Origin of the sequence: Acinetobacter nosocomialis (assembly GCF_041021905.1) — a bacterium.
GTDB classification, from domain to species: Bacteria; Pseudomonadota; Gammaproteobacteria; order Pseudomonadales; family Moraxellaceae; genus Acinetobacter; species Acinetobacter nosocomialis.
Genome location: NZ_CP157432.1, coordinates 1,115,356 through 1,141,548, shown reverse-complemented (window position 1 = coordinate 1,141,548; position 26,193 = coordinate 1,115,356). Strand labels below are relative to the sequence as shown.

General features: G+C 40.6%; 21 protein-coding genes, 1 other RNA gene and 2 pseudogenes. 10 read left to right on the top strand and 14 right to left on the bottom strand.

The genetic code is table 11. The features are described 5' to 3' along the window. Positions 1-2 precede the first annotated feature (2 nt). On the bottom strand, positions 3-713 hold the full coding sequence (locus ABLC00_RS05385; protein WP_004709989.1) for a BON domain-containing protein: 711 nt from the start codon (positions 711-713) through the stop codon (positions 3-5). A gap of 78 nt (positions 714-791) precedes the next feature. After that, positions 792-1,193 (bottom strand): YraN family protein, encoded by a 402-nt coding sequence (locus tag ABLC00_RS05380; protein ID WP_000959396.1) that lies wholly within the window; start codon positions 1,191-1,193, stop codon positions 792-794. A 193-nt stretch (positions 1,194-1,386) separates the two neighbouring features. On the opposite strand from ABLC00_RS05380, the gene rsmI reads away from it, so the two are divergent. The 4 genes and pseudogenes from rsmI to ABLC00_RS05360 form a co-directional block, all read left to right on the top strand. Continuing rightward, on the top strand, positions 1,387-2,223 hold the full coding sequence (gene rsmI, locus ABLC00_RS05375; RefSeq protein WP_001275992.1) for a 16S rRNA (cytidine(1402)-2'-O)-methyltransferase: 837 nt from the start codon (positions 1,387-1,389) through the stop codon (positions 2,221-2,223). Positions 2,224-2,315: 92 nt separating this feature from the next. Then, a pseudogene (locus ABLC00_RS05370) lies at positions 2,316-2,414 on the top strand (hemin receptor); the annotation flags it as partial. A 63-nt stretch (positions 2,415-2,477) separates the two neighbouring features. Then, positions 2,478-3,686 carry an IS256-like element ISAba26 family transposase gene (locus ABLC00_RS05365; protein ID WP_004832869.1) on the top strand — a complete coding sequence of 403 codons (1,209 nt, stop codon included), beginning with the start codon at positions 2,478-2,480 and terminating at the stop codon, positions 3,684-3,686. Between the two features lie 39 nt (positions 3,687-3,725). Continuing rightward, a pseudogene (locus ABLC00_RS05360) lies at positions 3,726-4,028 on the top strand (hemin receptor); the annotation flags it as partial. A 2-nt stretch (positions 4,029-4,030) separates the two neighbouring features. Here the strand turns inward: ABLC00_RS05360 and ABLC00_RS05355 are convergent. Continuing rightward, positions 4,031-4,921 (bottom strand): LysR family transcriptional regulator ArgP, encoded by an 891-nt coding sequence (locus ABLC00_RS05355; protein WP_004888167.1) that lies wholly within the window; start codon positions 4,919-4,921, stop codon positions 4,031-4,033. Positions 4,922-5,027: 106 nt separating this feature from the next. Here ABLC00_RS05355 and ABLC00_RS05350 point away from each other — a divergent pair, with 106 nt between their 5' ends. Continuing rightward, positions 5,028-5,630, top strand: a complete 603-nt coding sequence (locus ABLC00_RS05350) for a LysE/ArgO family amino acid transporter (protein WP_004709994.1) — start codon at positions 5,028-5,030, stop codon at positions 5,628-5,630. A gap of 61 nt (positions 5,631-5,691) precedes the next feature. On the opposite strand, the gene ABLC00_RS05345 is transcribed toward ABLC00_RS05350, so the two are convergent. After that, complete coding sequence (locus tag ABLC00_RS05345; protein WP_004888170.1) at positions 5,692-6,333, bottom strand: cation transporter; 642 nt, start codon at positions 6,331-6,333, stop codon at positions 5,692-5,694. A gap of 65 nt (positions 6,334-6,398) precedes the next feature. Here ABLC00_RS05345 and ABLC00_RS05340 point away from each other — a divergent pair, with 65 nt between their 5' ends. Further along, positions 6,399-6,800 (top strand): MerR family transcriptional regulator, encoded by a 402-nt coding sequence (locus ABLC00_RS05340; protein ID WP_004888171.1) that lies wholly within the window; start codon positions 6,399-6,401, stop codon positions 6,798-6,800. Between the two features lie 52 nt (positions 6,801-6,852). Here the strand turns inward: ABLC00_RS05340 and ABLC00_RS05335 are convergent, their stop codons facing one another. The 5 genes from ABLC00_RS05335 to ABLC00_RS05315 form a co-directional block, all read right to left on the bottom strand. Beyond that, a complete protein-coding gene (locus ABLC00_RS05335) occupies positions 6,853-7,104 on the bottom strand; it encodes a hypothetical protein (RefSeq protein ID WP_002049530.1) in 252 nt (83 codons plus the stop codon). A gap of 209 nt (positions 7,105-7,313) precedes the next feature. Then, positions 7,314-8,546 (bottom strand): FAD-dependent monooxygenase, encoded by a 1,233-nt coding sequence (locus tag ABLC00_RS05330; protein WP_033847031.1) that lies wholly within the window; start codon positions 8,544-8,546, stop codon positions 7,314-7,316. After that, positions 8,543-9,751: an FAD-dependent monooxygenase gene (locus ABLC00_RS05325; protein ID WP_004888175.1), complete on the bottom strand. Its 1,209-nt coding sequence runs from the start codon at positions 9,749-9,751 to the stop codon at positions 8,543-8,545. Before ABLC00_RS05325 ends, ABLC00_RS05330 begins: the two co-directional genes overlap by 4 nt. A 31-nt stretch (positions 9,752-9,782) precedes the next feature. Then, complete coding sequence (pepP, locus tag ABLC00_RS05320; RefSeq protein ID WP_004888177.1) at positions 9,783-11,105, bottom strand: Xaa-Pro aminopeptidase; 1,323 nt, start codon at positions 11,103-11,105, stop codon at positions 9,783-9,785. A 67-nt stretch (positions 11,106-11,172) separates the two neighbouring features. Further along, complete coding sequence (locus tag ABLC00_RS05315; RefSeq protein WP_002049531.1) at positions 11,173-11,805, bottom strand: UPF0149 family protein; 633 nt, start codon at positions 11,803-11,805, stop codon at positions 11,173-11,175. A gap of 64 nt (positions 11,806-11,869) precedes the next feature. On the opposite strand from ABLC00_RS05315, the gene ABLC00_RS05310 reads away from it, so the two are divergent. From ABLC00_RS05310 to ssrS, 3 genes are all read left to right on the top strand, one after another. After that, entirely contained in the window at positions 11,870-12,430 is a 561-nt protein-coding gene (locus ABLC00_RS05310; protein WP_033847030.1) for a hypothetical protein, read from the top strand. After that, positions 12,427-12,711, top strand: a complete 285-nt coding sequence (locus ABLC00_RS05305; RefSeq protein WP_002049540.1) for a cell division protein ZapA — start codon at positions 12,427-12,429, stop codon at positions 12,709-12,711. The genes ABLC00_RS05310 and ABLC00_RS05305 overlap by 4 nt, the downstream gene beginning before the upstream one ends. 191 nt (positions 12,712-12,902) lie before the next feature. Beyond that, positions 12,903-13,087: non-coding RNA, 6S RNA (gene ssrS, locus ABLC00_RS05300), on the top strand. 110 nt (positions 13,088-13,197) lie between these two features. On the opposite strand, the gene ABLC00_RS05295 is transcribed toward ssrS, so the two are convergent. The 3 genes from ABLC00_RS05295 to ABLC00_RS05285 all read right to left on the bottom strand — a co-directional run bounded on the left by ABLC00_RS05295 (position 13,198) and on the right by ABLC00_RS05285 (position 14,113). Then, positions 13,198-13,518, bottom strand: a complete 321-nt coding sequence (locus ABLC00_RS05295) for a hypothetical protein (RefSeq protein WP_004710010.1) — start codon at positions 13,516-13,518, stop codon at positions 13,198-13,200. Between the two features lie 32 nt (positions 13,519-13,550). Then, a complete protein-coding gene (locus ABLC00_RS05290; protein ID WP_099143572.1) occupies positions 13,551-13,664 on the bottom strand; it encodes a hypothetical protein in 114 nt (37 codons plus the stop codon). 107 nt (positions 13,665-13,771) lie between these two features. Next, entirely contained in the window at positions 13,772-14,113 is a 342-nt protein-coding gene (locus tag ABLC00_RS05285; protein ID WP_004710011.1) for a hypothetical protein, read from the bottom strand. A gap of 233 nt (positions 14,114-14,346) precedes the next feature. Between ABLC00_RS05285 and ABLC00_RS05280 the strand changes: the two genes are divergently transcribed. Beyond that, positions 14,347-14,931, top strand: coding sequence for a 5-formyltetrahydrofolate cyclo-ligase (locus ABLC00_RS05280; RefSeq protein WP_002049562.1), 585 nt, complete (start codon positions 14,347-14,349; stop codon positions 14,929-14,931). Between the two features lie 98 nt (positions 14,932-15,029). Here the strand turns inward: ABLC00_RS05280 and ABLC00_RS05275 are convergent, their stop codons facing one another. Together ABLC00_RS05275 and ABLC00_RS05270 are read right to left on the bottom strand one after the other, a co-directional pair. Beyond that, positions 15,030-15,812, bottom strand: a complete 783-nt coding sequence (locus ABLC00_RS05275; protein ID WP_004888180.1) for an OmpA family protein — start codon at positions 15,810-15,812, stop codon at positions 15,030-15,032. 57 nt (positions 15,813-15,869) lie between these two features. Further along, entirely contained in the window at positions 15,870-25,856 is a 9,987-nt protein-coding gene (locus tag ABLC00_RS05270; RefSeq protein ID WP_369028947.1) for an ESPR-type extended signal peptide-containing protein, read from the bottom strand. Positions 25,857-26,193 lie beyond the last annotated feature (337 nt).

The following is a 26,193-nucleotide window of genomic DNA, read 5'->3' as shown; positions in this document are numbered from 1 at the left end:
TTTTATTGTGCAGTAGATGATGCTGGATCTGTTTGGTCCGGATCAATTGCAACAGGAGTTTGAACTGTTGGTTGAGCAAGAACATTATTAATTACCGGCGTAGTTGTTGTGTTGCCAGTCGATGCTGCCGGAGCAGGCGCTAAATCAATGTTATCAATAAGCGTTACAATCTTAGTCACGTTACCGACATTTTGCAGCACATTGTTTAAGTCATTAATTTCAGCTGTGTTTAAACGACCCATTACATATAAAACACCATCCTCGGTATGGACAAGTACTTTACTGTCCGATACAACTGGCGCTTTCATTAATAAAGCACGTGTATTTGCGGTTACCCCAGCATCTTGCATGATCGTGTTATAGCTTACTTTGTTACCCACTGTAATATAGTTATGTACAGCTTTCACATCACTCATGGCTTTAACGTTATCTTCTGCCAACTGTTTCAAGTATGGATCTGGCACCTGACCAGTTAACAATACTGTGCTATGGAAGCTTTCGATGTTAATACGAGATTGTTTAAAACGCTGATCAAGCTTATAGAGGTTAATATTCGCTGTACGCTTAATTGAAGAATCAATAAATACTTGGCCTAAGCTACGTACACCACTATCTGTTCCAACTGGAGCTGTACCTGTTCCACCAGAAATAAAACTTGCGCAACCTGACAAACTTGCGACACAAAGCGCTGTTACAGCAATACGTTTCAACACTCCACCAGACTCCTATCAATCTCTTCTTGGCTTGATCATAAACATCGGTTTTAATTTGCTCAAAAGAGTAATGAACTCTTAATCCAAAGTAAATGCATTTTCGATCCATTGCAGATCATAATGGAATTTCGAAAAGTCTTGCTGTACTGTTTTTGCAATTTTCTGTGGAAAATCAAAACAAATCACATCAAAACGACAATAAAAATCCTGATAAGATGGGTAGCGCTGTAAAAACCTCATCGCCGTCTTAATTATTTTTTTCTGTTTACTTAAAGTCACCATTTCACAAGCTTGACCATAATTTCCCTGCCCTCGCGCTTTTACCTCAACAAAAATCAATTCGTTACCGCGTTTTACAATCAGATCGACCTCTCCACGGCGTGAATGATAATTACTAGCGACCCATTCATAATTTTGTTCTTTTAAAAGTTTTAGTGCTGTTTGTTCAGCCCATTGGCCCAACTGCTGTGCAACTAACATGATTTTTTTGTTTCCCCCTTTTTTAAATGTAAATGCTCTTAATACCGATTCTGCGTTTTTATATTTTGAATTGAGTAAATCAAAAGCAAATGTTTTGAAAAATAAAAAGCCTACTGACATTGTTCACGCCAAAAACAGAATTTCGGGTACACTAACCGATTAAAATTGTTTATCTGTACGGAGTAAAAACCAAATGAGTGCTCAGTTATTTGTTGTAGCCACCCCAATCGGGCACTTAGATGATATGACTTTCCGTGCAATTGATATCTTAAAATCAGTTTCTGTTGTGGCTGCCGAAGATACACGCCAGTCAGCTCAATTATTCAAACACTATAATATATCTACCCCACTTACCGCATGCCACGACCATAATGAAAGTAATAAAATTGAGCAGTTAGTTCAAAAGCTACTTGCTGGTGAAAATATTGCTTTGATTAGTGATGCAGGCACACCACTTATTAGTGACCCAGGTTTCAAACTGGTTCGAGCTGCTCAAGAAAATGGCATTAGAGTTGTGCCTGTACCGGGTGCATGTGCTGCAATTGCTGCGTTAAGTGCTGTGGGCTTACCAAGTGACCGTTTTAGTTTTGAAGGCTTTTTGCCATCAAAAGCTTCTCAACGTATTTCGCAACTCGAAAAGCTTAAAAATGAAACTCAGACCTTAATTTTCTATGAAGCACCACACCGTATTTTAGAATGCGTCAAAAATATGGCTGAAGTATTTGGTGAAAACCGCCCTGTGGGTTTCGCACGTGAAATTACCAAAACTTTTGAAACGATCAAAAAAATGACCTTAAAAGATCTGGTCAGTTTTATTGAAAATGACCATAACCAAGAAAAAGGTGAAATTGTTCTTGTAGTTGGCGGTGCACCAGAAAAAACAGATCTGGAACAAGAAAAACTAGATGAACTTTTAAAGCGCTTACTTCAAGACTTATCAGTTAAAGCGGCATCTCAACTGGCTGCCGATTTAACGGGTATTAAGAAAAAAGTCGCTTATCAACGTGCGCTTGAGTTAACACAATCTTAATTTATTAACTAAACGGTGATGACCAACGCCTATGTCATCACCGTGCATGAATTTTGCATAACAATATTAAAGATAAAAACAAGAGTAGTGATATGACTGAGTCACTTGGAAAGCTTGGCCCACATGAAGGGCAAGAACTAGAATTATTACTTTCAGGCAAAAAACCTATCGCTTATTTTGGGACTGTTCTAAATTTTGTGTAAGTACTTAATTTTCATTTATCCTTCAGAGGATAATTACAAAAGGTACTTCACATGGATGAAGCAACAATCAAAAGTATGGCTGCCGAATTGGCTAAAGGTCTAAAAACACCAGAAGACTTAAACCAAATGACAGCAGTCTTTAAAAAATTCATGATTGAAACTGCACTCAATACTGAACTTTCAGACCATCTCGGTTATGAAAAGCATCAGCCCAAGAAAGGCTCAAATAGCCGTAATGGGTTTAGTTCTAAAACCATTACAACTCAAGATGGACAACTGGCTTTAGATATTCCCCGTGATCGAGAAGGTTCATTTGAGCCACAAATTATAAAAAAGCACCAAACACGCATCACCAGTATGGATGACCAAATCCTCTCACTGTATGCAAAAGGAATGACTAATAGGGAAATTGTAGCCTTCTTCAAAGAAATGTACGATGCCGATGTGTCAGCATCTCTCATCAGCAAAGTTACCGATGCTGTGATTGAGCAAGTGACTGAGTGGCAAAATAGAGCCTTAGATAGCCTTTATCCTGTTGTCTATCTTGACTGTATTGTTGTCAAAGTCCGTCAGCACTCCAATGTGATTAACAAGTCCGTATACCTTGCTTTAGGCATCAATATGGATGGGCAAAAAGAATTACTGGGTATGTGGATTGCTCAGACAGAAGGTGCCAAATTCTGGCTGTCAGTCATGACAGAGCTAAAAAATCGAGGAGTACAGGACATTCTTGTTGCCTGTGTAGATGGATTAAAAGGCTTCCCTGACGCGATAACCTCTGTTTACCCTCATACTGATATTCAACTGTGTATCGTGCATGTTGTACGCAATAGCCTGAGATTTGTAAGCTGGAAAGACTACAAAGCTGTTACGTCGGGTCTGAAAGCGATTTATCAGGCAAGTACAGAGGAAAATGCTTTAAAATCCCTAGACATCTTCTGTGATCAATGGAATCACCAGTATCCCAAAATTGGAGAATCCTGGCGGGCCAATTGGGAAAATATCCGAACGATCTTTAGCTATCCAGCCGAAATACGTCATGCAATTTATACAACAAATGCGATTGAGTCGTTGAATAGCGTAATACGCCATTCAACGAAGAAAAGGAAAATCTTTTCATCTGATGACTCAGTAAAGAAGGTCATTTACTTAGCAACATCAAATGCTGCGAAGAAATGGACGATGCCAATTCAAAATTGGCGTTTAGCAATGAATTGGTTTACGATTCAGTTCGATGATCGATTAAAAGATCATTTATAAAAAATGGAACTTACACAAAATAATTTACAGGCTCCTTATTTTTATGAGTTATTACCTATTGAATTTATAAAACATCTTGAGCAAGGGTCTTTATCTATGATCAGTAAAGACATTGAAACTTCTCTGCCTTTCCCCTTTTCAATTATGCTGATCTATAAAGATGCTTCTTTAGCAGATTTGAATGAACTCATGTTATGTATTGAAAATTCATTAAAAGCAACTCAACTTGAAGAGCGCCTAGAACTCGACCGTAGAATCGGACAACTTTTAGGTTACTCAGTACAAGATATAGAATTTTATGTTCAACACATCTCAAATCGTCATTTAAGAACTAAGATCTAAAATTATCTCAATATCTCTTTTGCTGACTGAACAATCGTTTCAGTCAGTACATCGAGTTGCTTCGACTGTCTTTTCCAGTGATGCCAATATAAAGGAACATCAAGTTGAGCCTCAGGCATAATATCAATAAGTGTTCCATTTTCGAGTAATGGTTGAACCTGAAGCTCGGGCACCATGCCATAACCTAAACCTAGTTGAATTGCTTTAACGAAAGCATCTGTTGCCGGAATAAAACTATAAGGATAACTCTGCATTGGTAAACCGTATCCTTTTAATAAAACCTCTGAATGCATTAAATCTTTATGGTTAAAAATAACCGCCGGTGTTTTTCTTAAAACTTCTCGGTTAATTCCACCACTAAACCACCGATTTACAAACTCGGCCGATGCCAGCATTTTATAGCGCATTTTACCAAGAGGCTGAGCTAAGCAACCCGCCATCACTTGCTCTTCTGCTGTAATACATGCATTGACCTGCCCTGTTTCTAGCAAAGTATGTGTGTGTGATTGATCATCAATTTTTAGCTCTAACACTATTTTTTCTTTAAAAAGTGTTTGCTGAATACTGGGTAAAAGCCAAGTTGCTAATGAGTCTGCATTTGAAGCCAACGCAATTTTATAAAATTCCGATTCGGATGATTTTCCCATTAAGCCCTGTAATAGATTTTGCTCCATTAATCTTGTATGCCTTAAATGTTGTAGCAAGGTTTGCCCTGCTTGTGTAAGCACACATGGACGGCCACGTATTATTAAAATCTGCCCTAAATATTTTTCTAGTGCTTGTACACGTAGTGATACAGCAGATGGAGTGATACATAAATGTTCTCCTGCTGCATCGAAACTTCCGACTTCTGCAACCGCAAGAAAAGCTTCACACTGCTTACTATCCAACATATAAAACCTAAATTATTTTTAGCCAAACCTAAATATTCTTAATTTTACTTATTTCTTTATAAAAAGACAGATAATTCCCGCATCTGATTTTTTCTACTTAATGGTTATGCTTTCTCTGAGTGTATTTTTTAAAGGTTTAGGTATTGGTAGCGGCCTAATTGTAGCGATTGGTGCTCAAAATGCTTTTGTTCTAAAACAAGGGCTCAAACAGCAATATGTATTTTGGTTATGTTTAATCTGCGCACTGTCCGATTCGATTTTAATTGCTTGCGGTGTATTAGGTTTTGCCGAAATTATGACAGCTTCACCTATCTTAATTACAGTCGCGAAATATTTAGGAGCAACGTTTTTATTTGTCTATGGTGCAAAAGCCTTCTATGCCGCGTTTAAAACGAATCAAGGCATGGAACTTGATAGCAGCCAAAAGCAGACTTTAACCCAAGCACTTGTGACTTGTCTGGCATTTACTTGGCTCAATCCACATGTTTATTTAGATACTATTGTGCTGATTGGTTCGGTTGCAACACAGCTAGAAGATAAAATTAGTTTTGCTTTAGGCAGCATACTTGCTTCTTGGATTTTCTTTTTCAGTTTGGGTTATGGTGCAAGATTCCTAAAACCATTATTTATCAATCCCAAAGCTTGGAAAATTTTAGATTTTATTATTGGTTGCGTTATGTGGAGTATTGCAATATCAATTCTCATCTAATGCATTCAAAAACAAAAAAGTACCATGCTTAAATGGTACTTTTTTGTTTATACGATCAAAATTAAGCTTCTGAGCTCAACATTATCTTTGATTGTTTTCTTTCTTGTAATGACTGCTTAATCACAGCATAACCCGAAGAAACACCTAAATATGCGATCACAAAGGCTACTAATAAATCCGGAAATACAGTGCCTGTTCCAAATACGCCAACCGCCGCTAAAATTACAGCAATATTGGCAATAGAGTCATTTCGACTGCATAACCAGACAGAGCGCATATTCGCATCGCCATCGCGGAATGCATAAAGCATTAAAGCAACTGAAACGTTAGCAATTAAAGCAATTACCCCAATTGCCCCCATAACCATCGGTTCAGGTGAAACACCATGAAAAAATGACCATACCACTTTTGCAATGACGAAGAAACCAAAAGCGGCCATCGTAATACCCTTAATAAGAGCTGCGGTTGCGCGCCAATAAAGGCTCATCGAGAGTACAACTAAAGACAAAGCATAATTTGCTGCATCTCCTGCAAAATCTAATGCATCTGCCCATAATGAAACAGATTGAGCTTTGTAGCCACCTACAATTTCAACTACAAACATGAGTGCATTAATCACAAGTGCAATCCATAGCGCTTTTTTAAAGCGTGGGCTGACTTTCTTTGTAGGTGAACATGTTGAAGCACATCCACATCCGGCCATTTTATTTCCTCAAGAACTCTTTTATAGTCATTAAAAACCCTTGAGTAGCTCCAGAGTCAAGTCTTATGAGTCTTTCTATTGGCCAATTATCAAAAAAAGCAGATGTTCCAATCGACACTATTCGTTATTACGAAAAAGTAGGTGTACTCGACCGTATTCAACGCTCAGAAAATAATTATCGTGTTTACACAGATCAAACACTTGCGGACCTATTATTTATTAAACATTGCCGCGAATTAGATATTTCTCTTAGTGATATTAAAACGTTAAAAGAAATGAAAGCTCAGCCAAAGCAGGCATGTACGGAAATTGATAATTTGGTGAATAAATATTTGATTGAAGTATCGGAAAAAATTGAACGACTTTTGCTTTTAAAAGAAACACTCATCGATTTAAAACAACATTGCTCGACCGACCGTACAGTAGACGAATGCGGCATTTTAAAAGAGCTGCAAAACAACCTTTAACTCAACCTAAAAGCCAATAAAAAAGCATCACTCATGTGATGCTTTTTTATTATTAAAGGTCGCTATGTTCATCTGGCGGAACTTCAGTAATTCTCCCACCACGAGCTAAAAATGCAGCAACTTCATCTTCCAATGCTTGGCGCTGTTTTTGTTTCGCAGTTACGGTAAGCGTTTCTGCTTCAGCAAGATCAGCATCAGTTAAGTTGCCTGCTTCTTCGTCAGCCGCGCCACTCTCAGCCGCTTTGGCTTCATCTTCATCTACAGCAGAATCTTCTGCATCTTCATAATCATTGATATCTGTCATATTTACACTCCCCACAATGATTTGTATTGCATCATCGCTATGGTCTTTGAGACCTCAGAAATTTAGCAATCTCTTTGCATTTAGCAAAGAGCCAAATTGGTCAAATCCGTATCTTTTCTGACCGATTTGGTAATGATATATAAATGATTGTTTAAAAAATATCTACTGATATTTATTTAGACCAGTAGAGCATAAACTTCGTAATTATTTTAACGACTATACTGGGTGTTTTGTAAAGCCCCTAAACCATTTGCTTGTTGCATAAAACGCTCTTTTAAGAGTGAAATTTGTTCAACCTGCTTGAGTCCGGCATTTCTGGCCCAAATCAATGGAAATAGCTCAGAACTTTCCAACCAACCGATAGCCGACATACTATGCATCATCGCATCGTTTTGTCCTTTACGGCGGTGTTCATAACGCATTAAGGTTTGTTCATGCGCCCATACGCCACGGCCTAAATCATGCAATAGTGCATCACAGAGTACCGCTGCATCTAAACAACCAATATTCACCCCTTGTCCAGCAAGTGGATGAATCACATGAGCTGCATCACCGATTAGGGCTAGGCCAGCTTTAACGTATTGTTTTGCAGCGCGCGCTTTCAATGGAAATTGTGCTCTTGAACGAACATCTAACACTTCACCCAACATATGTTGGCTTTCTCGAGTTAAAAGCTGCATAAACTCGCTATCACTTAAAGCCGAATATTCATCTGCATAATCATCTGGCAGTGTCCAGACAATAGACTGCCAATAGCCGTTTTCACTTTCTTCAAGACTTGCCATCGGCAAATATGCCAAAGGGCCTCTAGGTAAAAAGATTTGACGAGCAACATAGTGATGAGGCTTAGAAGTCTTAATTGCACAACTAATCGCTGCTTGCTTGTAATCTAGTACGTCTAGATCAATAAAGGCTTGTTCACGTACAAATGAATTGGCGCCATCTGCGCCAATAAGCAGTTTAGTTTTAAGTGTTGTGCCATCTGCCAATTGAATATGCCAACACCCAACACCTTGCTCAATACGTGTCACGCGGACTTGAGTACGATAATCTGTTAGCTGCTCAAGCATTTTTTGTTGAATAGCAACATTCAATACACTTGGCTCAACCATAGAGCCCAAAGCTTGCTCTGGCATTGGTCTTTGTACAGACTCATGGCCAAAATTAATTTCACCATAGCCATTTAGGTTCCACACTTGCATGCCGGTATAAGGCATTTGGCGTGCCAGATCATCCCAAACATTCACTGTTTTAAGTAAATGAATCGTCGCTTGGCTGAGCGCTAAAACACGCGGATTCATCACGCTCAATGTCTTTTCAACATCAAGTACAGGGGCAGCATCAAGCACGGTAGCCTGTACTCCACCTTGTGCAAGTAATAAAGCAGTTAAGCCACCAACCAGTCCACCACCAACAATGACGACATCTAACACTTCACTCATGCTTTTAACCCCATTGCATAGTTCGCTACCAATGGCTTAACACCCGGAATGACATCAAATGCAATTAATCCCGTATTACGGATTAATTTTAATAATGGGTTTTGGTTACTAAAGCCCCGAACGACCGCATCGCAGAACTTAATCACGCGCTGTTGGTCAGATAAACGGGCTTGTTCATAGGCAAGTAAATTATCTGGATTACCAATATCATCAGATGTACTTAACTGATTTACTAAATAACGAAGCAATACATCTGCATCACGCAGACATAAATTAAAACCTTGCCCTGCAACCGGATGGATTGTATGCGCTGCATTACCCATTAAAATAACGCGTCCAACAGCTTGTTTATGCGCAAGTACTTGTGAAAGCGGATAGCTAAAGCGTTTGCCTGTTTTTTCAAATTTACCCGCTCTGTCACCATAAGTTTTTTGCAAGGCATCTAAAAAGTGTTGGTCATTTTCTTCGCCCAACCACTCATATTCAGTGCCCTTTTTAACAGGCCATACCACTGAGCGACGATATTCACCTGGTAACGGCAATAAAGCTAAAGGTCCTAATGCACTAAAACGTTCAAACCCTACCTGTTCATGCGGTTTTGAAGTCTGAACAGTCGTAACGATCGCAACCTGATCATAGTCGTGGACATCAACACCCACACCAATTGCTTGACGACAGAAAGAATCACGACCATCTGCTGCAATTAATAATTTTGACTCAAGCTTTAAAAGTTCATCACCACGCTGAGCTTCAATATGTACCTGTTCAGCGTCTTGAGTTAAAGCGGTTACTTGTACGCCATCAATCAGTTCAATCAAAGGTTGTTGGCGTACTTGCGTTAACAAAACTCGACCAAGCCACGCATTCTCAATGACTTGTCCAAAGCTTTCGACTTTTTCTTGTTCTGCAACTAAACGTGCTTTACCAAAACTGCCTTGCTCAGTAATGTGAACTTGCAAAATTGGAGTGGCATGCTGTTGTAATGCATCCCATAACCCTAGCTTCTGATAGATCTGTACGCTACGACGCGATAAAGCCGTATTACGTGCATCAAAACTGGAATGATAAGGGGCAACATTTTGATCATCATAGTTTGGGTATTTCACAGCTTCTAATAGCTTTACCGCGATATTAGCCTTCGCCAGCATGAGGGAAAGGCTTAAACCCACCATACCCCCACCTACAATAATCACTTGTTGTTGCATCGAGTTTTGCTCCTTTGGCGAATACGTTTAATTATGCTTTAGCTTGCGCCATTAAATGTTCAATATCTGCAATATCTTTAACCACGTCGGCCGTTAATACTCGTGGGCCTTTTGAAGTTGCGACTACATCATCTTCAATACGAATACCAATACCACGCCATTTTTTATCTACTGTTTCATCGTCGGGCGCAATATATAAACCTGGCTCAACAGTAACAACCATGCCCTCTTCATATTGGCGCCAGTCGTCATCTTTCTTATAAGAACCGACATCATGTACATCCATACCTAACCAATGGCCTGTACCATGCATATAAAATTGACGATATGCCTCGGTTTCAATCAGTTCACTCACATCACCTTTGAGCAAACCTAAATCAACTAAGCCTTCCGTTAAAATTTTGACCGCAACCTCATGAGGCTCACGGTACGAATTACCAATACGTACTGCATCAATCGCCGCATATTGAGAGGCCAATACCACCTCATACAATGCTTTTTGTTCGGGACTAAATTTTCCATTTACAGGAAAGGTACGGGTAATGTCCGATGCATAGAACTCATATTCACAAGCAGCATCAATTAAAACTAAATCACCATCTTTGAGTGGTTGGTTATTTTCAACATAGTGCAAAATACAGGCATTAGCCCCACCACCAACAATACTGTTATATGAAGGCACACAGCCGTTTTGCCCAAATATATAATTGAGTTCGGCTTCTAGTGCATATTCCATCATGCCAGGGCGAACAGTTTGCATCGCACGGGTATGTGCTTTAGCACTAATTTTTGAGGCAATTTGCATCAACTCAATTTCTTGCGGTGATTTAATTAACCGCATTTCATCAATAATGCGATCAAGTTGAACTAACTGGGCTGGAGCGGCTTCATGACGATGCTCGGCATTCGCTTTTTTGATCCATTGGCTTACTCTGGCATCAAATGCAGCATTGTGTCCGATTCGATAATAAAGACGCTCTTTATTTAATAATTTTTCAATAATTTCTTCATCAAGCAGATCAATTGCATAAGCTTCATCTGCTTCGTACTCTTCAATTGCGCCGTCAATTCCCGCACGATATCCATTCCAGATTTCCATCTCGCGATTACGTTCACGGCAAAAAAGACTATAGCTATAGTCTGTAACGTCATCAAAGGTTTCAATGACAGCAACTGCCTCAGGCTCTGCAAAACCCGTTAAATAGAAAAAACTACTATCGGCACGGAATTTATAATCCGCATCACGATTACGATACATTTCCTCACGCGTCGCAATAATCGCAATGCTGTTTGGGCCCATTTTTTCTGCTAGACGGTTTCTGCGATGTTGAAAATCAGCTTGAGGCAATTTCATAATGATCTACTTGATTTAGAATTTTAAAGTCAAAAAATTAAACACAGCCAATAACACATCGCCTCAATTAACTTGGGCGATGTGGTGTAAACATTTCTACAATATTTTGATCTAGAGTGCCTACAGTAGAAGTTTTACTTTTTGCATAAAAGTTTTTCAACAATGAACTTTCAGCCACTGTTACTTTCTTTCTACCAATAGATAAGCTCACTGGAATAAGGCGTACAAACTCATACAATTCTTCGTAACTGCTTTCGCCTTCTTCGTCGTTATCAGAGTCTTCAAACTCTACTGCTGCCACATCTTGCAAATGTTCAATTAATTCGCGCTCATCAGCACGAACATGGCCTGATGCCAAACCAAAGCCAAGAACAACACCAGCACACCAGTCTGATAATGCTTGCACACGATCTTGAAGCGTATGTTCATCGTCTGGAAGCATTGGCAAATAATCCAATTCATCTTCCGACAACGCATGTGCTACATCTTCTGTTTCATCGGTTAAAAGCGCTAAAGCTTCTTCATTTAAATCAGGAACATTAAGAGTTGTTAAAATTTGTGTCCATTCTTCACGCGTAGGCGCTTCTGTCACACAAACAATACCTGTTAGTAAACCATGTAACTCACTAGGGCTTGAAATTTCTTCAATTCCTTCAAAATGAGCGTTCCATTCTGTCCAGCCTGAAATATCGTCTTGCATTCGTTTATCCAATCTCTATACTTCGTATATATTACCTTTGATTGCAATTCTGTGCGACCTCGTTATGTTAGAACAATTACAGCGGCTACAAGCGCATATTGGCGTTTTAAAAACACGCTTACATCATCTAGAGAGTGAAAATTCTACTCTCTTGGAAGCTAAAGAACTGGCTGAAACAGAGCACCACGCACAAGTTGTGCAAAAAAATAGCATCATCACTAAAAAACAAGAGGAAATTGAGACACTAACTGAGCAACTCACTCAGCTACAAGGTCAATTTCAACAATTGAATCAAGATGCTAACACACTTGCCGAGCGTTACAGCCGCCTAGAAAAAAGTACGACCGATTTAAAAAATCGTTTTCAAGAAATTTTGGCTGAGCGTAATGAGTTACGCGTTACCAAAGAAAAACTTCAGTCACACCAACGTCAAACTCAACAAGAGTTACACGACTTGCAGCAAGACCGTGACCTTTTGTTACAAAAAAATGAACTTGCCAAAGCAAAGGTTGAAGCAATTATTCAACGTTTAGCAATTTTAGGTACAGCTCAAGATCAACACGCGCAAGAAATTCAGCAACTTGCTCACCCAAATGCTGAAGCTGGTGAGGAGACCCAATCATGAGTGAACAAGTCATGGTAGAGCTTCGTCTGATTGAGCAAACATTTAGACTTGCAACAACATCAGATAAAAAAGATGAGCTTGAACGTGCAGCTGAACTTCTTAATGAGAGATTCAACGATATGCGCCGTAGTGCCCCTCGTGTTGAGCACAATAAGCTTGTTATTATGGTTGCCTTACAGCTTACCCAAGAAGTGTTAAGTTTAAATAAATCTTTGCAAGAATATACACACTGTGAACGCCTATTACAGGCTATTTTGGAAGATGTTGAACAAACTGTTTAATCGACTTGTATCAATAAAAATGCCTTGCTCTATTCATTTATAGTGCAGGGCATTTTTGTATTGACCTATCTTATGTACCACATGATTGTTATATATACTTTTAGTGTACAAAGCTTCATCAAATGAAGCCTAACTTTATAGTTCAATAAACTCAGATGATTGCCAATGGAACCAGATCGGTTATACTTAAGCTATCTCTGGGATGTTCGCCAGCGGGTCTATTCCCCTGCCGATACTTAAACTTATGGATTGCGTTCTGTATATTTAGAGTGTATGCCTACCTTAGAGTAGGAAACCCAGCAAGTATACGTCGCGTCCACCTTGAACTCGTCGGGTTCAGGGTAACGACACATGCAGCGGCATCTTCGGAGCATTAATTTTATTATATAATTATAATTTAAAGACAGACCTGTCAGTCTATTTTTAGTATTTTGCCTTTCTAGCTCATTAGCTAAACTTAAAAGTTAAATATATTTCTGTTGCTACTTATTGCTCATTTCGATGTAAGCATTCTTGATACCACCCTGTCTGAAAATCTTCGATGGCTTTACGTTTAAAGAAGCTTGTTTTGAATACTTTAGCAGCATAAGCTGAGTTGATTAAGTCTTGATAAAGCTGCTTTGCTTTTTCTTCTGTAAGGCCATCAGCAATTTGTTGTAAATCTTGTGCAGGTACTTTTTTTTGCCTTGCTTCCATTACGTTATAAGCGACTTTTTTTACGATATTACAAATATCAGGATCATTTATATTATCGTTAGCATAACAACCTGTGGCAATAAAACTGAGTAATAATATTTTAAATTTCATATCTCTACCTTGCATTAATTATTAAATTTCACTTAGTTAAAAAACGATTTCCCTTCGTAATTCTGCATATTTGCTAGCAAGATAGAGGCAAGTGTTAAATAGCTACCGACCGTATTAAAACTCTGCAAAAATTTTAATATTTGCATCTTAAGTCCAGCGAAAAATTTAAATAAGGAGCAGAAAGAAATTTAGCACAACTAAATAATGCCAATCAACTCACAATTATTAATTTTTACGTGATAAACAACAAACTTTAATTATCACATTTTATTCCTAAACTTCCCTTATAGTAATCTGTTGCGCTTTTCAGATCTGATAGTAATTTTTCTTCGGTATAAGGCTTAGGCGAAATTTTTATTAATGCAGGCATGTATTGCTTTTTGTAGAGATCAGGATAATCATGGCACAAAATTTTAACTTTAACTTCTTGCGGTGTCTTTGGACTATCTAATTGATCTAAAAACTCGCCAATTTTTCGATCAGACTCTTCGAATTGAGTCTTGTAATCAACTTGAGGAGCCTCAGATTCTGCCTGTTTCGTGCACGCACTGAGCAAAGCAGCACATAGCATCATCAATAAAATTTTTAACTTCATAGACTTTAAAGTTTCATATTCATCTTTAAATATACTTATCCTGATTAAATGTAAATAAATACTGTAAATACGTAAAAAAACTAAAAAATATTATATAGAGGCTTTTTAGGAACACAGTTATTTTTATTTTCGATTCAACTAGACTGTTTTTATAACGTTTAAAGTTCGGTGAAGCTAAAGAAAAATGGATATAATTTTGCACGAATCATCTCAAGTCTTTGTTAGATTTATCCATGAATGAACTCAGCTTTATTAGAAAAAATTTAAGATCTAAAAGACGTTCTTTAACCCAATTTGAGCAAAAAAAGGCTCAGCTTAATGTTTTACACTACCTAAATTACCTTCCTATTTTTCATTCATCCAAAAAAATTGGTTTATATCTGCACGCTTTCGGTGAAATTCATACTGATCTTCTTATCAAATTCTGTTTTAAAAAGAATAAACAAGTTTATTTACCAATGATTTGCTCGATGAATCAACGTTTAGTGTGGATAAAGATAAATAAAAACCAGTATTTAAGTCGTCGCTTTTCTCACCATCCTTTAGGTATGAAGGAGCCTATGGCAACGCGAGGAAGACATGTGTCACAGCTTGATTTGCTACTTATGCCGCTTTTAGCTTGTGATCACTACGGAACACGTATTGGTATGGGTGGTGGTTATTATGATCGTACATTAGCAAGTGCAAAGCATAAACCTTATCGTTTAGGATTGGCTCATCAATTTCAATTTATTGAACATACCTTAGAACGTCAAAGTTGGGATCAACCATTAGATGGTTTACTCACGCCACAGCACTTTTATAATTTTAAGAGATGATTTTTATATAAAAATTTAAATATATTCTTTTGTTTTTTTAGCCTCTTAAAACGAAAAAGTAACCACCTTATGGATGGTTACTCTTACGTGACAGGCTGTTACCAACTTATATTAACACGTCTGTTTGGTGCTAAACATTGAATAAGTTGTGAATTATGTCCACCCGAACATTGCTGATATAAATCAGTCTGGCTATTCGCATGGATTTGAATACGGTTCGGATCTACACCTTGTTTGACAAGTAGTTTTGCCACCGTATTCGCTCGTTTAGATGATAACTCTTGGTTATAACTAAATTTACCTAATGGATCTGCAAATCCAGAAACAATAATAGGTGCTGTTGATGGGCTTTGCTTAATTTGATCGACAACGTTGTCTATATTGTTTAAACCTTGCTGTATTGCACTAGCATCAGATCGATCAAAAGCAAATAAAACGCTCGCTGTACGTCCATTAACCGCAGTACTACTTGCAGGAGGCTGATTATTTTCGCCCCAAGCCATCAACCCTTCACATGCTTCACCTTTCCAAGATAAACGTTCAGCCAAATATTTTTTATTAAAATCAATGCGTAACTGACAACGTTGGTATTGATTACTATTTGGTACACGTATATCTAGTACATAGTTCCAGACTTTTACTGCAAAAAGTCCTTCACTAAATTGTGGATTGCCTAGTAAAGCTCGAATTTGGTCTTTATTTAGCCCTAAATCCAAGCGCGCAACGTCATCGTACTCATAACGCTTAACTTGCTTAAGATAGCTATCTGATACTTTAGGAAATGTGACATTTTTTTGAGATACTGCTTCTTCTTGTGCATAACTAACCATTGCTAGGCCAGAAAGAACAGCAATAAATAACGCTTTAACTGTATTTTTCATATTTTTACTCTCGAAATGGAGAATGAGGAAGGACTATGCCTTCCTCGCCTAGCGAAATTAGTCAATTACACCACTAATACCGATACGAACACTTGGATCACCTTGAGAAGCTGCAGCTACACCACCAGTCAGTGACCAACGTCCATTATCAGCAGTTTTACGTAAGGTCACACCAACAGCATTTTCACCACCGTGATAAGCAGCACCAACAGCATAGGTATATTTACCAGCTACAAATGGTGCATTTTCTAATGCCATCGCAGCAGCAATACCAGCATTCGCTCTTTTCTCGACATCATCAATACGTTGATTTGTCGCATAGAATGCTTGCTCAAGCTTGTTACTTACATTATCAATTTTGGTATTTAATGTTTGGTCAGCTTGATTCAATGCACCTATCGCATCACCAACATTGTTGTAAGATTTATCACCTACGTTATATGTCGGATTTGAGAAGCTTTGGGTAATATTGTCATAACCTGCTCCACCACCTAAGTAGTTTACAAGTGCCTGATTTGTTGTATTAAGCTGAGAACCATTTACTGCATCTTTTGAAGTCGCTGTAACCGCTCCCGCTTTAACACCAGTCACCGTACGGTCACCTGCTGTTCCTGCAACATTAACCTGGGTGCCGCCAGTATCTTTACCAACAGTAATCGCAGCATCTTTATTAGCTTGCTGAACTAAACCTGATTTACCATTGTTAATATTGCTGATGTCAGTCTGAAGGTTCGAGATATCACCTGTATTTTTGTCGACCTGTTGTTGAACAGTCCATAACTGGCCTCCATTAACAGCATCTTTAGAACCTTCTGCTATAGTACCGTTTGCTACATTTTTAATGGTTGTACCATTAGCACCGCCAGCTAAAGTAATAGAGTCTTTGTTAACTGATCCATCACTATTTTTATCGTACTGCACAGCACTATTAGCAAGAGCACCAACATTATTGTTTATGCTACTTATTGCGCTATCCAGTTGTCCTTTGTTTACCGCATCTGTAGAAGAAACACCTGCGGCTACATTACTTATCGTTTTATTACCAGCACTAATTCCAGAAGTAGTGATACTCGGACCGCCAGCAATGATTAGACCTGTTGTTCCTAACTGAACGTTATCACCAACTTTTACGCCAGTCGTATCGATAACTGTAGTACCAGTCGTGACACTATCAACTTTCAAATTTTTGTTTAGCGCAACTTTAATATTGCCTTCATTGTCCGTTTGACTAGTCTGAGCAACAGTTAAGTTATCATCACCCGTAAAATTCACTTTACCATTTGGTTTGATGTTTTTAGCAGTAGCAGCATCACCATTGGCTGAAATTGTCCAGCCTGCATTCGCTGCTGTACCTGCATCAGTGACTGCTTTATCAAGTGCTGTTAAAGCATCACCAACATTGTTTGCACTTGTACCTGCAACATTATAAGTCGGGTTAGAAATTGAACCATCTGTATTAGCTTTAGCACCACCACCAAAGATACTTGCAGTTGTATTTGTAACCTGTGTTACACGATTATCTACATGATCAAGCTGGCCTTTGTTTACTGCATCGGTAGCATTGGTGCCCGCTGCTACATTAGTGATCGTGTTCCCTGCCGCATCAATACCAGTCTTGGTTACACTTGGGCCACCTGCAATGGTTAAACCATTGCTATCCAGCTTGCTGTCACCTGCTGTTACACTGTCAATATTCAGATCACGGTTTAAGCCATACTGAATCGTATTGCCGGTCTTGGTCACTTTCAGGTTGCTTTCACCTGCAACCGTACCAATATCAACTGTATCTCCAGCTTTTACTGCAGCGGCATTGGCACCATTGCTTTGTAGTGTCCAGCCTTTGTCTAATGCCGTGATCGCATCGCCCACGTTATTCACGTTGTTGCCATTCACAGTATAGGTTGGTGAGCTTACCGCACCTGTTGTACTGTCATAGCTTGACCCACCACCCAGATTATTGGCGGTGCTGTTACCTAAGGCATCGGTCTTGTTATTGCTTGAGGTGCTTAATGCATCAAGCTGGCCTTTGTTTACTGCATCGGTAGCTGCTGTACCCGCACCGACATTGGTAACTTTCTCGCCATTCGCATCCAGTCCATTCGCTGTCAACTTCCCTGCAAACACAGGTGCATCTGCAAGTTGAATGTCAACGGTATTGCCACTGATGACCGTCTTCACATTCGAGTTCGAGCCAGATGCTGTCAGGCCACCTGTGATATTTAAGGTTTCACCCAATTTACGGTCAACACTGCCGCTGTTACCCGCAAAGGTAATCGGTTTAACCACTTCATTGTTCAGGTTAGTTAAGGCATCACCGACATTGTTGGCATTAACGGTCGTACCATCAGTTTTAGTAGTGACATAGGTTGGTGAACTTACTGCACCTGTAGTGCTGTCATAGCTTGACCCACCACCCAGATTATTGGCGGTGCTGTTGCCCAAGGCATCAGTCTTGTTATTGCTTGAGGTACTTAATGCATCAAGCTGGCCTTTGTTTACTGCATCAGTGGCATTGGTGCCCGCTGCTACGTTACTGATGGTGTTGCCAGCAGCATCAATACCTGTCTTGGTCACACTTGGTCCACCAGTGATGGTTAAACCATTCGTATCCAGCTTACTGTCACCTGCCGTTACACTATCAATATTCAGATCACGATTTAAGCCATACTGAATCGTATTGCCGGTCTTGGTCACTTTCAGGTTGCTTTCACCTGCAACCGTACCAATATCAACTGTATCTCCAGCTTTTACTGCAGCGGCATTGGCACCATTGCTTTGTAGTGTCCAGCCTTTGTCTAATGCCGTGATCGCATCGCCCACGTTATTCACGTTGTTGCCATTCACAGTATAGGTTGGTGAGCTTACCGCACCTGTTGTACTGTCATAGCTTGACCCACCACCCAGATTATTGGCGGTGCTGTTACCTAAGGCATCGGTCTTGTTATTGCTTGAGGTGCTTAATGCATCAAGCTGGCCTTTGTTTACTGCATCGGTAGCTGCTGTACCCGCACCGACATTGGTAACTTTCTCGCCATTCGCATCCAGTCCATTCGCTGTCAACTTCCCTGCAAACACAGGTGCATCTGCAAGTTGAATGTCAACGGTATTGCCACTGATGACCGTCTTCACATTCGAGTTCGAGCCAGATGCTGTCAGGCCACCTGTGATATTTAAGGTTTCACCCAATTTACGGTCAACACTGCCGCTGTTACCCGCAAAGGTAATCGGTTTAACCACTTCATTGTTCAGGTTAGTTAAGGCATCACCGACATTGTTGGCATTAACGGTCGTACCATCAGTTTTAGTAGTGACATAGGTTGGTGAACTTACTGCACCTGTAGTGCTGTCATAGCTTGACCCACCACCCAGATTATTGGCGGTGCTGTTGCCCAAGGCATCAGTCTTGTTATTGCTTGAGGTACTTAATGCATCAAGCTGGCCTTTGTTTACTGCATCGGTAGCATTGGTGCCTGCTGCTACATTACTGATTGTATTCCCAGCAGCATCAATACCAGACTTGGTCACACTTGGTCCACCAGTGATGGTTAAACCATTCGTATCCAGCTTGCTGTCCCCTGCCGTTACACTGTCAATATTCAGATCACGGTTTAAGCCATACTGGATCGTATTACCGGTCTTGGTCACTTTCAGGTTGCTTTCACCTGCAACCGTACCAATATCAACCGTATCTCCAGCTTTTACTGCAGCGGCATTGGCACCATTGCTTTGTAAGGTCCAGCCTTTATCCAGTGCTGTGATCGCATCGCCCACGTTATTGACGTTGTTGCCATTTACGGTATAGGTCGGTGAGCTTACCGCACCTGTTGTACTGTCATAGCTTGACCCACCGCCCAGATTGTTGGCTGTGCTGTTGCCCAAGGCATCAGTCTTGTTGTTGCTTGAGGTGCTTAATGCATCAAGCTGACCTTTGTTTACTGCATCGGTTGCTGCTGTACCCGCACCAACATTGGTAACTTTCTCACCATTGGCATCCAGTCCGTTCGCTGTCAGCTTCCCTGCAAACACAGGTGCATCTGCAAGTTGAATGTCAACGGTATTGCCACTGATGACCGTCTTCACATTCGAGTTCGAGCCAGATGCTGTCAGGCCACCTGTGATATTTAAGGTTTCACCCAATTTACGGTCAACACTGCCGCTGTTACCCGCAAAGGTAATCGGTTTAACCACTTCATTGTTCAGGTTAGTTAAGGCATCACCGACATTGTTGGCATTAACGGTCGTACCATCAGTTTTAGTAGTGACATAGGTTGGTGAACTTACTGCACCTGTAGTGCTGTCATAGCTTGACCCACCACCCAGATTATTGGCGGTGCTGTTGCCCAAGGCATCAGTCTTGTTATTGCTTGAGGTACTTAATGCATCAAGCTGGCCTTTGTTTACTGCATCAGTGGCATTGGTGCCCGCTGCTACGTTACTGATGGTGTTGCCAGCAGCATCAATACCTGTCTTGGTCACACTTGGTCCACCAGTGATGGTTAAACCATTCGTATCCAGCTTACTGTCACCTGCCGTTACACTATCAATATTCAGATCACGATTTAAGCCATACTGAATCGTATTGCCGGTCTTGCTCACTTTCAGGTTGCTTTCACCTGCAACCGTACCAATATCAACCGTATCTCCAGCTTTTACTGCAGCCGCATTGGTACCATTGCTTTGTAGTGTCCAACCTTTGTCTAATGCAGTGATCGCATCGCCCACGTTATTCACATTGTTGCCATTTACGGTATAGGTCGGTGAGCTTACCGCACCTGTTGTACTGTCATAGCTTGCCCCACCACCCAGATTGTTGGCCGTGCTGTTACCCAAAGCATCGGTCTTGTTGTTGCTTGAGATGCTTAATGCATCAAGCTGGCCTTTGTTTACTGCATCGGTAGCATTGGTACCTGCTGCTACATTAGTGATCGTGTTGCCTGCAGCATCAATACCAGTCTTAGTGACACTTGGGCCACCTACAATGCTTAAACCATTGCTATCCAGCTTGCTGTCACCTGCCGTTACACTGTCAATATTCAGATCACGGTTTAAGCCATACTGGATCGTATTACCGGTCTTGGTCACTTTCAGGTTGCTTTCACCTGCAACCGTACCAATATCAACCGTATCTCCAGCTTTTACTGCAGCGGCATTGGCACCATTGCTTTGTAAGGTCCAGCCTTTATCCAGTGCTGTGATCGCATCGCCCACGTTATTCACATTGTTGCCATTTACGGTATAGGTCGGTGAGCTTACCGCACCTGTTGTACTGTCATAGCTTGACCCACCGCCCAGATTGTTGGCGGTGCTGTTGCCCAAGGCATCAGTCTTGTTATTGCTTGAGGTGCTTAACGCATCAAGCTGACTAACATTGACAGCATCAGTCGCATTGGTTCCAGCTGCAACGTTAGTAATCTTCTGGTTACCCGCATTAATACCTGCAGTCGTTACACTTGGACCGCCGGTAATGGTTAAACCACTGTTATCAACCTTGCTATTCCCAACTGTTAAGCTACCCGCATTGGTTAATGCAATGTTGTCATTTACATTGTATTTATAGGTATTGGTGGCAGGGTCATACACTGCTGTGGTGTTGGTGCCATCTGCAAAGTTAACCGTTTCACCCAACTTCACATTGTCAGCCGTGCCACCATTGACACTAAAGTTCAGGCCTTTGTCTGCCGTTGCTTGTGCAGCTGCTGCATTGGTAACTGCCGTGTTTGCAGTATTTTGGGCTGTTGCCGCATTCGTTACTGCTGTGTTTGCGGTGTTCTGAGCAGTGGTTACGTTTTGATTAGTCGTATTTAACTGGCTACCATTCACTGCATCTGTAGAGGTCGCAGAAATAGTTCCTACTGCTACATTGGTAATCTTCTGGTTACCCGCATTAATCCCTGCAGTCGTTACACTTGGACCACCTGTAATGGTTAATCCACTGTTATCAACCTTGGTATTCCCAACTGTTAGGCTACCCGCATTGGTTAATGCAATGTTGTCATTCACATTGTATTTGTAGGTATTGGTGGCAGGGTCATACACGGCAGTGGTGTTGGTGCCATCTGCAAAGTTAACCGTTTCACCCAACTTCACATTGTCTGCTGTACCACCATTGACACTAAAGTTCAGGCCTTTATCTGCCGTCGCTTGTGCTGCTGCCGCATTCGTTACTGCTGTGTTTGCGGTGTTCTGAGCAGTGGTTACGTTCTGGTTCGTGGTATTTAACTGGCTACCATTCACTGCATCTGTAGAGGTCGCAGAAATAGTTCCAGCTGCAACATTGGTAATCTTCTGGTTACCCGCATTAATCCCTGCAGTCGTTACACTTGGACCGCCGGTAATGGTTAAACCACTGTTATCAACCTTGCTATTCCCAACTGTTAAGCTACCCGCATTGGTTAATGCAATGTTGTCATTTACATTGTATTTATAGGTATTGGTGGCAGGGTCATACACTGCTGTGGTGTTGGTGCCATCTGCAAAGTTAACCGTTTCACCCAACTTCACATTGTCAGCCGTGCCACCATTGACACTAAAGTTCAGGCCTTTGTCTGCCGTTGCTTGTGCAGCTGCTGCATTGGTAACTGCCGTGTTTGCAGTATTTTGGGCTGTTGCCGCATTCGTTACTGCTGTGTTTGCGGTGTTCTGAGCAGTGGTTACGTTTTGATTAGTCGTATTTAACTGGCTACCATTCACTGCATCTGTAGAGGTCGCAGAAATAGTTCCTACTGCTACATTGGTAATCTTCTGGTTACCCGCATTAATCCCTGCAGTCGTTACACTTGGACCACCTGTAATGGTTAATCCACTGTTATCAACCTTGGTATTCCCAACTGTTAGGCTACCCGCATTGGTTAATGCAATGTTGTCATTCACATTGTATTTGTAGGTATTGGTGGCAGGGTCATACACGGCAGTGGTGTTGGTGCCATCTGCAAAGTTAACCGTTTCACCCAACTTCACATTGTCTGCTGTACCACCATTGACACTAAAGTTCAGGCCTTTGTCTGCCGTTGCTTGTGCTGCTGCTGCATTGGTAACTGCCGTGTTTGCAGTATTTTGAGCTGCTGCCGCATTCGTTACTGCTGTATTTGCGGTATTCTGAGCAGTGGTTACATTCTGATTTGTAGTATTTAACTGGCTACCATTCACTGCATCTGTAGAACTTGCTGAAATAGTTCCAGCTGCAACGTTAGTAATCTTCTGGTTACCCGCGTTAATACCAGCAGTCGTTACACTTGGACCACCAGTAATGGTTAATCCACTGTTATCAACCTTGCTATTCCCAACCGTTAAACTGCCTGCATTCGTTAAGCTAATATTGTCATTTACATTGTATTTATAGGTATTGGTTGCTGGGTCATATACTGCTGTGGTGTTGGTGCCATTGGCAAAGTTAACCGTTTCACCTAACTTCACATTGTCTGCTGTGCCACCATTGACACTAAAGTTCAGGCCTTTGTCTGCTGTCGCCTGGGCAGCAGCTGCATTGGTGACTGCCGTGTTTGCCGTATTTTGAGCTGCTGCTGCATTCGTTACCGCTGTATTAGCAGTATTTTGTGCTGCTGCCGCATTCGTTACCGCTGTATTAGCAGTATTTTGTGCTGCTGCCGCATTCGTTACCGCTGTATTAGCAGTATTTTGAGCAGTGGTTACATTCTGGTTCGTGGTATTTAACTGACTACCATTCACTGCGTCTGTAGAACTCGCAGAAATAGTTCCTGCGGCAACATTGGTAATCTTCTGGTTAGCCGCATTAATACCGGCTGTGGTTACACTTGGACCACCAGTAATGGTTAATCCATTGTTATCTACCTTACTATTGCCAACCGTTAAGCTACCCGCATTGGTTAATGCAATGTTGTCATTCACATTGTATTTATAGGTATTGGTTGCTGGGTCATACACTGCTGTGGTGTTGGTGCCATTGGCAAAGTTAACTGTTTCACCTAACTTCACATTGTCAGCCGTGCCACCATTGACACTAAAGTTCAGACCTTTGTCTGCCGTTGCTTGTGCTGCTGCTGCATTGGTAACTGCCGTGTTTGCAGTATTTTGGGCTGCTGCCGCATTCGTTACTGCTGTGTTTGCGGTGTTCTGAGCAGTGGTTACATTCTGATTAGTCGTATTTAACTGGCTACCATTCACTGCATCTGTAGAAGTAGAAGAAACTGTTCCAGCTGCAACATTGGTAATCTTTTGGTTACCCGCATTAATACCTGCAGTCGTTACACTTGGGCCACCAGTAATAGTTAAGCCACTGTTATCAACCTTGCTATTCCCAACCGTTAGGCTACCCGCATTGGTTAATGCAATGTTGTCATTCACATTGTATTTGTAGGTATTGGTTGTCGGGTCATATACTGCTGTGGTGTTGGTGCCATTGGCAAAGTTAACTGTTTCACCTAACTTTACGTTGTCAGCTGTGCCACCATTGACACTAAAGTTCAGACCTTTGTCTGCCGTTGCTTGTGCTGCTGCTGCATTGGTGACTGCCGTGTTTGCAGTATTTTGAGCTGCTGCCGCATTCGTTACTGCTGTATTTGCGGTATTCTGAGCAGTCGTTACATTCTGATTAGTCGTATTTAACTGGCTACCATTCACTGCATCTGTAGAGGTAGAAGAAATCGTACCGGCTGCTAAATTGGTAATTTTTTGATTATTAAGGTTAGCGCCGCCATTTAGGTTACTTGCGCCAGTAACATTTAATGAGCCGCCAGTCGTTAAGTTACCCGCTGTGACAGTACCAGAAAAAACAGGCGCATCCGCCATCTGAATATTAACTGTGTTACCAGTCACAGCCGTTTTTAAGTTATTTCCAGAATAGGTTCCAGCAGTTGAGCCTGCTCCAGTGATATTAAGTGTTGTACCTAAATTATTTGCTGAACTTCCTGTATTACCAGCGAAAGTAATAGGTTTTACAACTTCATTATTTAGATTAGTTAAGGCCCCTGACACTGTATTAACAGGAGTATAAGTTGTTCCATCTGTTTTAGTGATCGTATAACTTGGGGCCGTATATACATCTGTTGCAGGATTATATGCTGCACCACCACCCAATGCGGTCGTATTGCCTACAGCACGATTATTTACATCCTTTAACTGAGCAACCGTAACCGCATCTGAATCGGCAGCACCATCGGCTACGTTTTGAATACGTCGAGTATTTGTTGCTGAGCCCACCGAAACAACACCATTGGTTGTAGATGCTGCAACATTCGTTATATATGAATTACCACTTTGTACCGTAGTTGTAGCACCCGCGCCTAAAGCCACTGAATTCGTTACACTTGCGGTTGATCTAGGCCCAAGGGATACACTATTTGCTGCTGAGGTTAAGCTATTAGTACCTATAGCAACACCATCAACGGCGTTTGTATCTACCGTCGCTGTATTACCAATTGCAGTAGCATTATTTGCCCCACTGTTAACTTGAGCATTTTTTCCTATCGCCATTGCTGCTGTTGAACCAACAACTTGGCTCATCGCACCAATTGCGACACTGTAACTAGAAGCACTATCAACTGCTGTAAAAGATGATCCTGTTGCCAAGCCTTCTGCAACAAGATCTGCATCACTGTTATTTTGAAGTGCAATTGATTGCGCGCCAGCAGCACTTGCTTGTCCCCCAACTACTGTTGAGTTTACCCCTGTCGCATTTACATAATTTCCTAATGCAGTTGAATCTGCTGCGCTGGCATTTGCTCTTGAACCAACGGCTAATCCGTTAGAATCATTTGCAGTAGCCGGAGTACCGGTGTTTGCACCTATGGCAATACCATTACTGATAGTTGGGCTTGTATCAATAATTGAACCATACAAATTTGTGTAGTCAGCCCACACATGTGAAGCGGCTAAACAGGAGATGATAGATAATACAAGGGCCTTAGGTCTAAATTTCTTTTCTCTAGAAATGATCTCATTTTGTGAACTAGTTATTTCAGAAGATGATGAAACAGAACCAGTTCTCGTTTTACTTTTAGCCAATTCTGATACAACAGTCCATGTACCAATAGAAGCATTCCATACAACTTTGTATATCTTATTCATATTCCCACCCGTAAACTTGACGCCTACATTTGTAAAGTTTTGCAATCAAAATAGTTAAATTGCTTATTTTTTGTGAAAATATCTTTTTTATTTTGAGAAGTAAATAACATTTTAAAATATCAAAATCAAACAAAGTCACAACAATTGTCAAATTTTGTTAACTTTTTTTATACTTAGAAAAAAATAGTAATTTAATCAATTTTTTAATTTTTCTTAACGTTAAAAATTAAAAACGCTTTTGTTACATTTTTTTACGATTAAGGTGTTTTTTGTCATTTAAATTCATTAATTATTTCATAAAAAATTTAAGCTATTAATATTTATATTTTTATTCTAC

Excerpts from the sequence above, each read along its gene's own strand:
- ABLC00_RS05285 (WP_004710011.1), bottom strand. The coding sequence starts at position 14,113 with ATGAAGTTAAAAATTTTATTGATGATGCTATGTGCTGCTTTGCTCAGT.
- ABLC00_RS05340 (WP_004888171.1), top strand. The coding sequence starts at position 6,399 with ATGAGTCTTTCTATTGGCCAATTATCAAAAAAAGCAGATGTTCCAATC.
- ABLC00_RS05310 (WP_033847030.1), top strand. The coding sequence starts at position 11,870 with ATGTTAGAACAATTACAGCGGCTACAAGCGCATATTGGCGTTTTAAAA.
- ABLC00_RS05315 (WP_002049531.1), bottom strand. The coding sequence starts at position 11,805 with ATGCAAGACGATATTTCAGGCTGGACAGAATGGAACGCTCATTTTGAA.
- ABLC00_RS05295 (WP_004710010.1), bottom strand. The coding sequence starts at position 13,518 with ATGAAATTTAAAATATTATTACTCAGTTTTATTGCCACAGGTTGTTAT.
- pepP (WP_004888177.1), bottom strand. The coding sequence starts at position 11,105 with ATGAAATTGCCTCAAGCTGATTTTCAACATCGCAGAAACCGTCTAGCA.
- ABLC00_RS05345 (WP_004888170.1), bottom strand. The coding sequence starts at position 6,333 with ATGGCCGGATGTGGATGTGCTTCAACATGTTCACCTACAAAGAAAGTC.
- ABLC00_RS05330 (WP_033847031.1), bottom strand. The coding sequence starts at position 8,546 with ATGAGTGAAGTGTTAGATGTCGTCATTGTTGGTGGTGGACTGGTTGGT.
- ABLC00_RS05280 (WP_002049562.1), top strand. The coding sequence starts at position 14,347 with ATGAATGAACTCAGCTTTATTAGAAAAAATTTAAGATCTAAAAGACGT.
- ABLC00_RS05325 (WP_004888175.1), bottom strand. The coding sequence starts at position 9,751 with ATGCAACAACAAGTGATTATTGTAGGTGGGGGTATGGTGGGTTTAAGC.
- ABLC00_RS05350 (WP_004709994.1), top strand. The coding sequence starts at position 5,028 with ATGCTTTCTCTGAGTGTATTTTTTAAAGGTTTAGGTATTGGTAGCGGC.
- ABLC00_RS05290 (WP_099143572.1), bottom strand. The coding sequence starts at position 13,664 with ATGCAAATATTAAAATTTTTGCAGAGTTTTAATACGGTCGGTAGCTAT.
- ABLC00_RS05305 (WP_002049540.1), top strand. The coding sequence starts at position 12,427 with ATGAGTGAACAAGTCATGGTAGAGCTTCGTCTGATTGAGCAAACATTT.
- ABLC00_RS05355 (WP_004888167.1), bottom strand. The coding sequence starts at position 4,921 with ATGTTGGATAGTAAGCAGTGTGAAGCTTTTCTTGCGGTTGCAGAAGTC.
- ABLC00_RS05365 (WP_004832869.1), top strand. The coding sequence starts at position 2,478 with ATGGATGAAGCAACAATCAAAAGTATGGCTGCCGAATTGGCTAAAGGT.
- ABLC00_RS05275 (WP_004888180.1), bottom strand. The coding sequence starts at position 15,812 with ATGAAAAATACAGTTAAAGCGTTATTTATTGCTGTTCTTTCTGGCCTA.
- ABLC00_RS05270 (WP_369028947.1), bottom strand. The coding sequence starts at position 25,856 with ATGAATAAGATATACAAAGTTGTATGGAATGCTTCTATTGGTACATGG.
- rsmI (WP_001275992.1), top strand. The coding sequence starts at position 1,387 with ATGAGTGCTCAGTTATTTGTTGTAGCCACCCCAATCGGGCACTTAGAT.
- ABLC00_RS05335 (WP_002049530.1), bottom strand. The coding sequence starts at position 7,104 with ATGACAGATATCAATGATTATGAAGATGCAGAAGATTCTGCTGTAGAT.
- ABLC00_RS05380 (WP_000959396.1), bottom strand. The coding sequence starts at position 1,193 with ATGTTAGTTGCACAGCAGTTGGGCCAATGGGCTGAACAAACAGCACTA.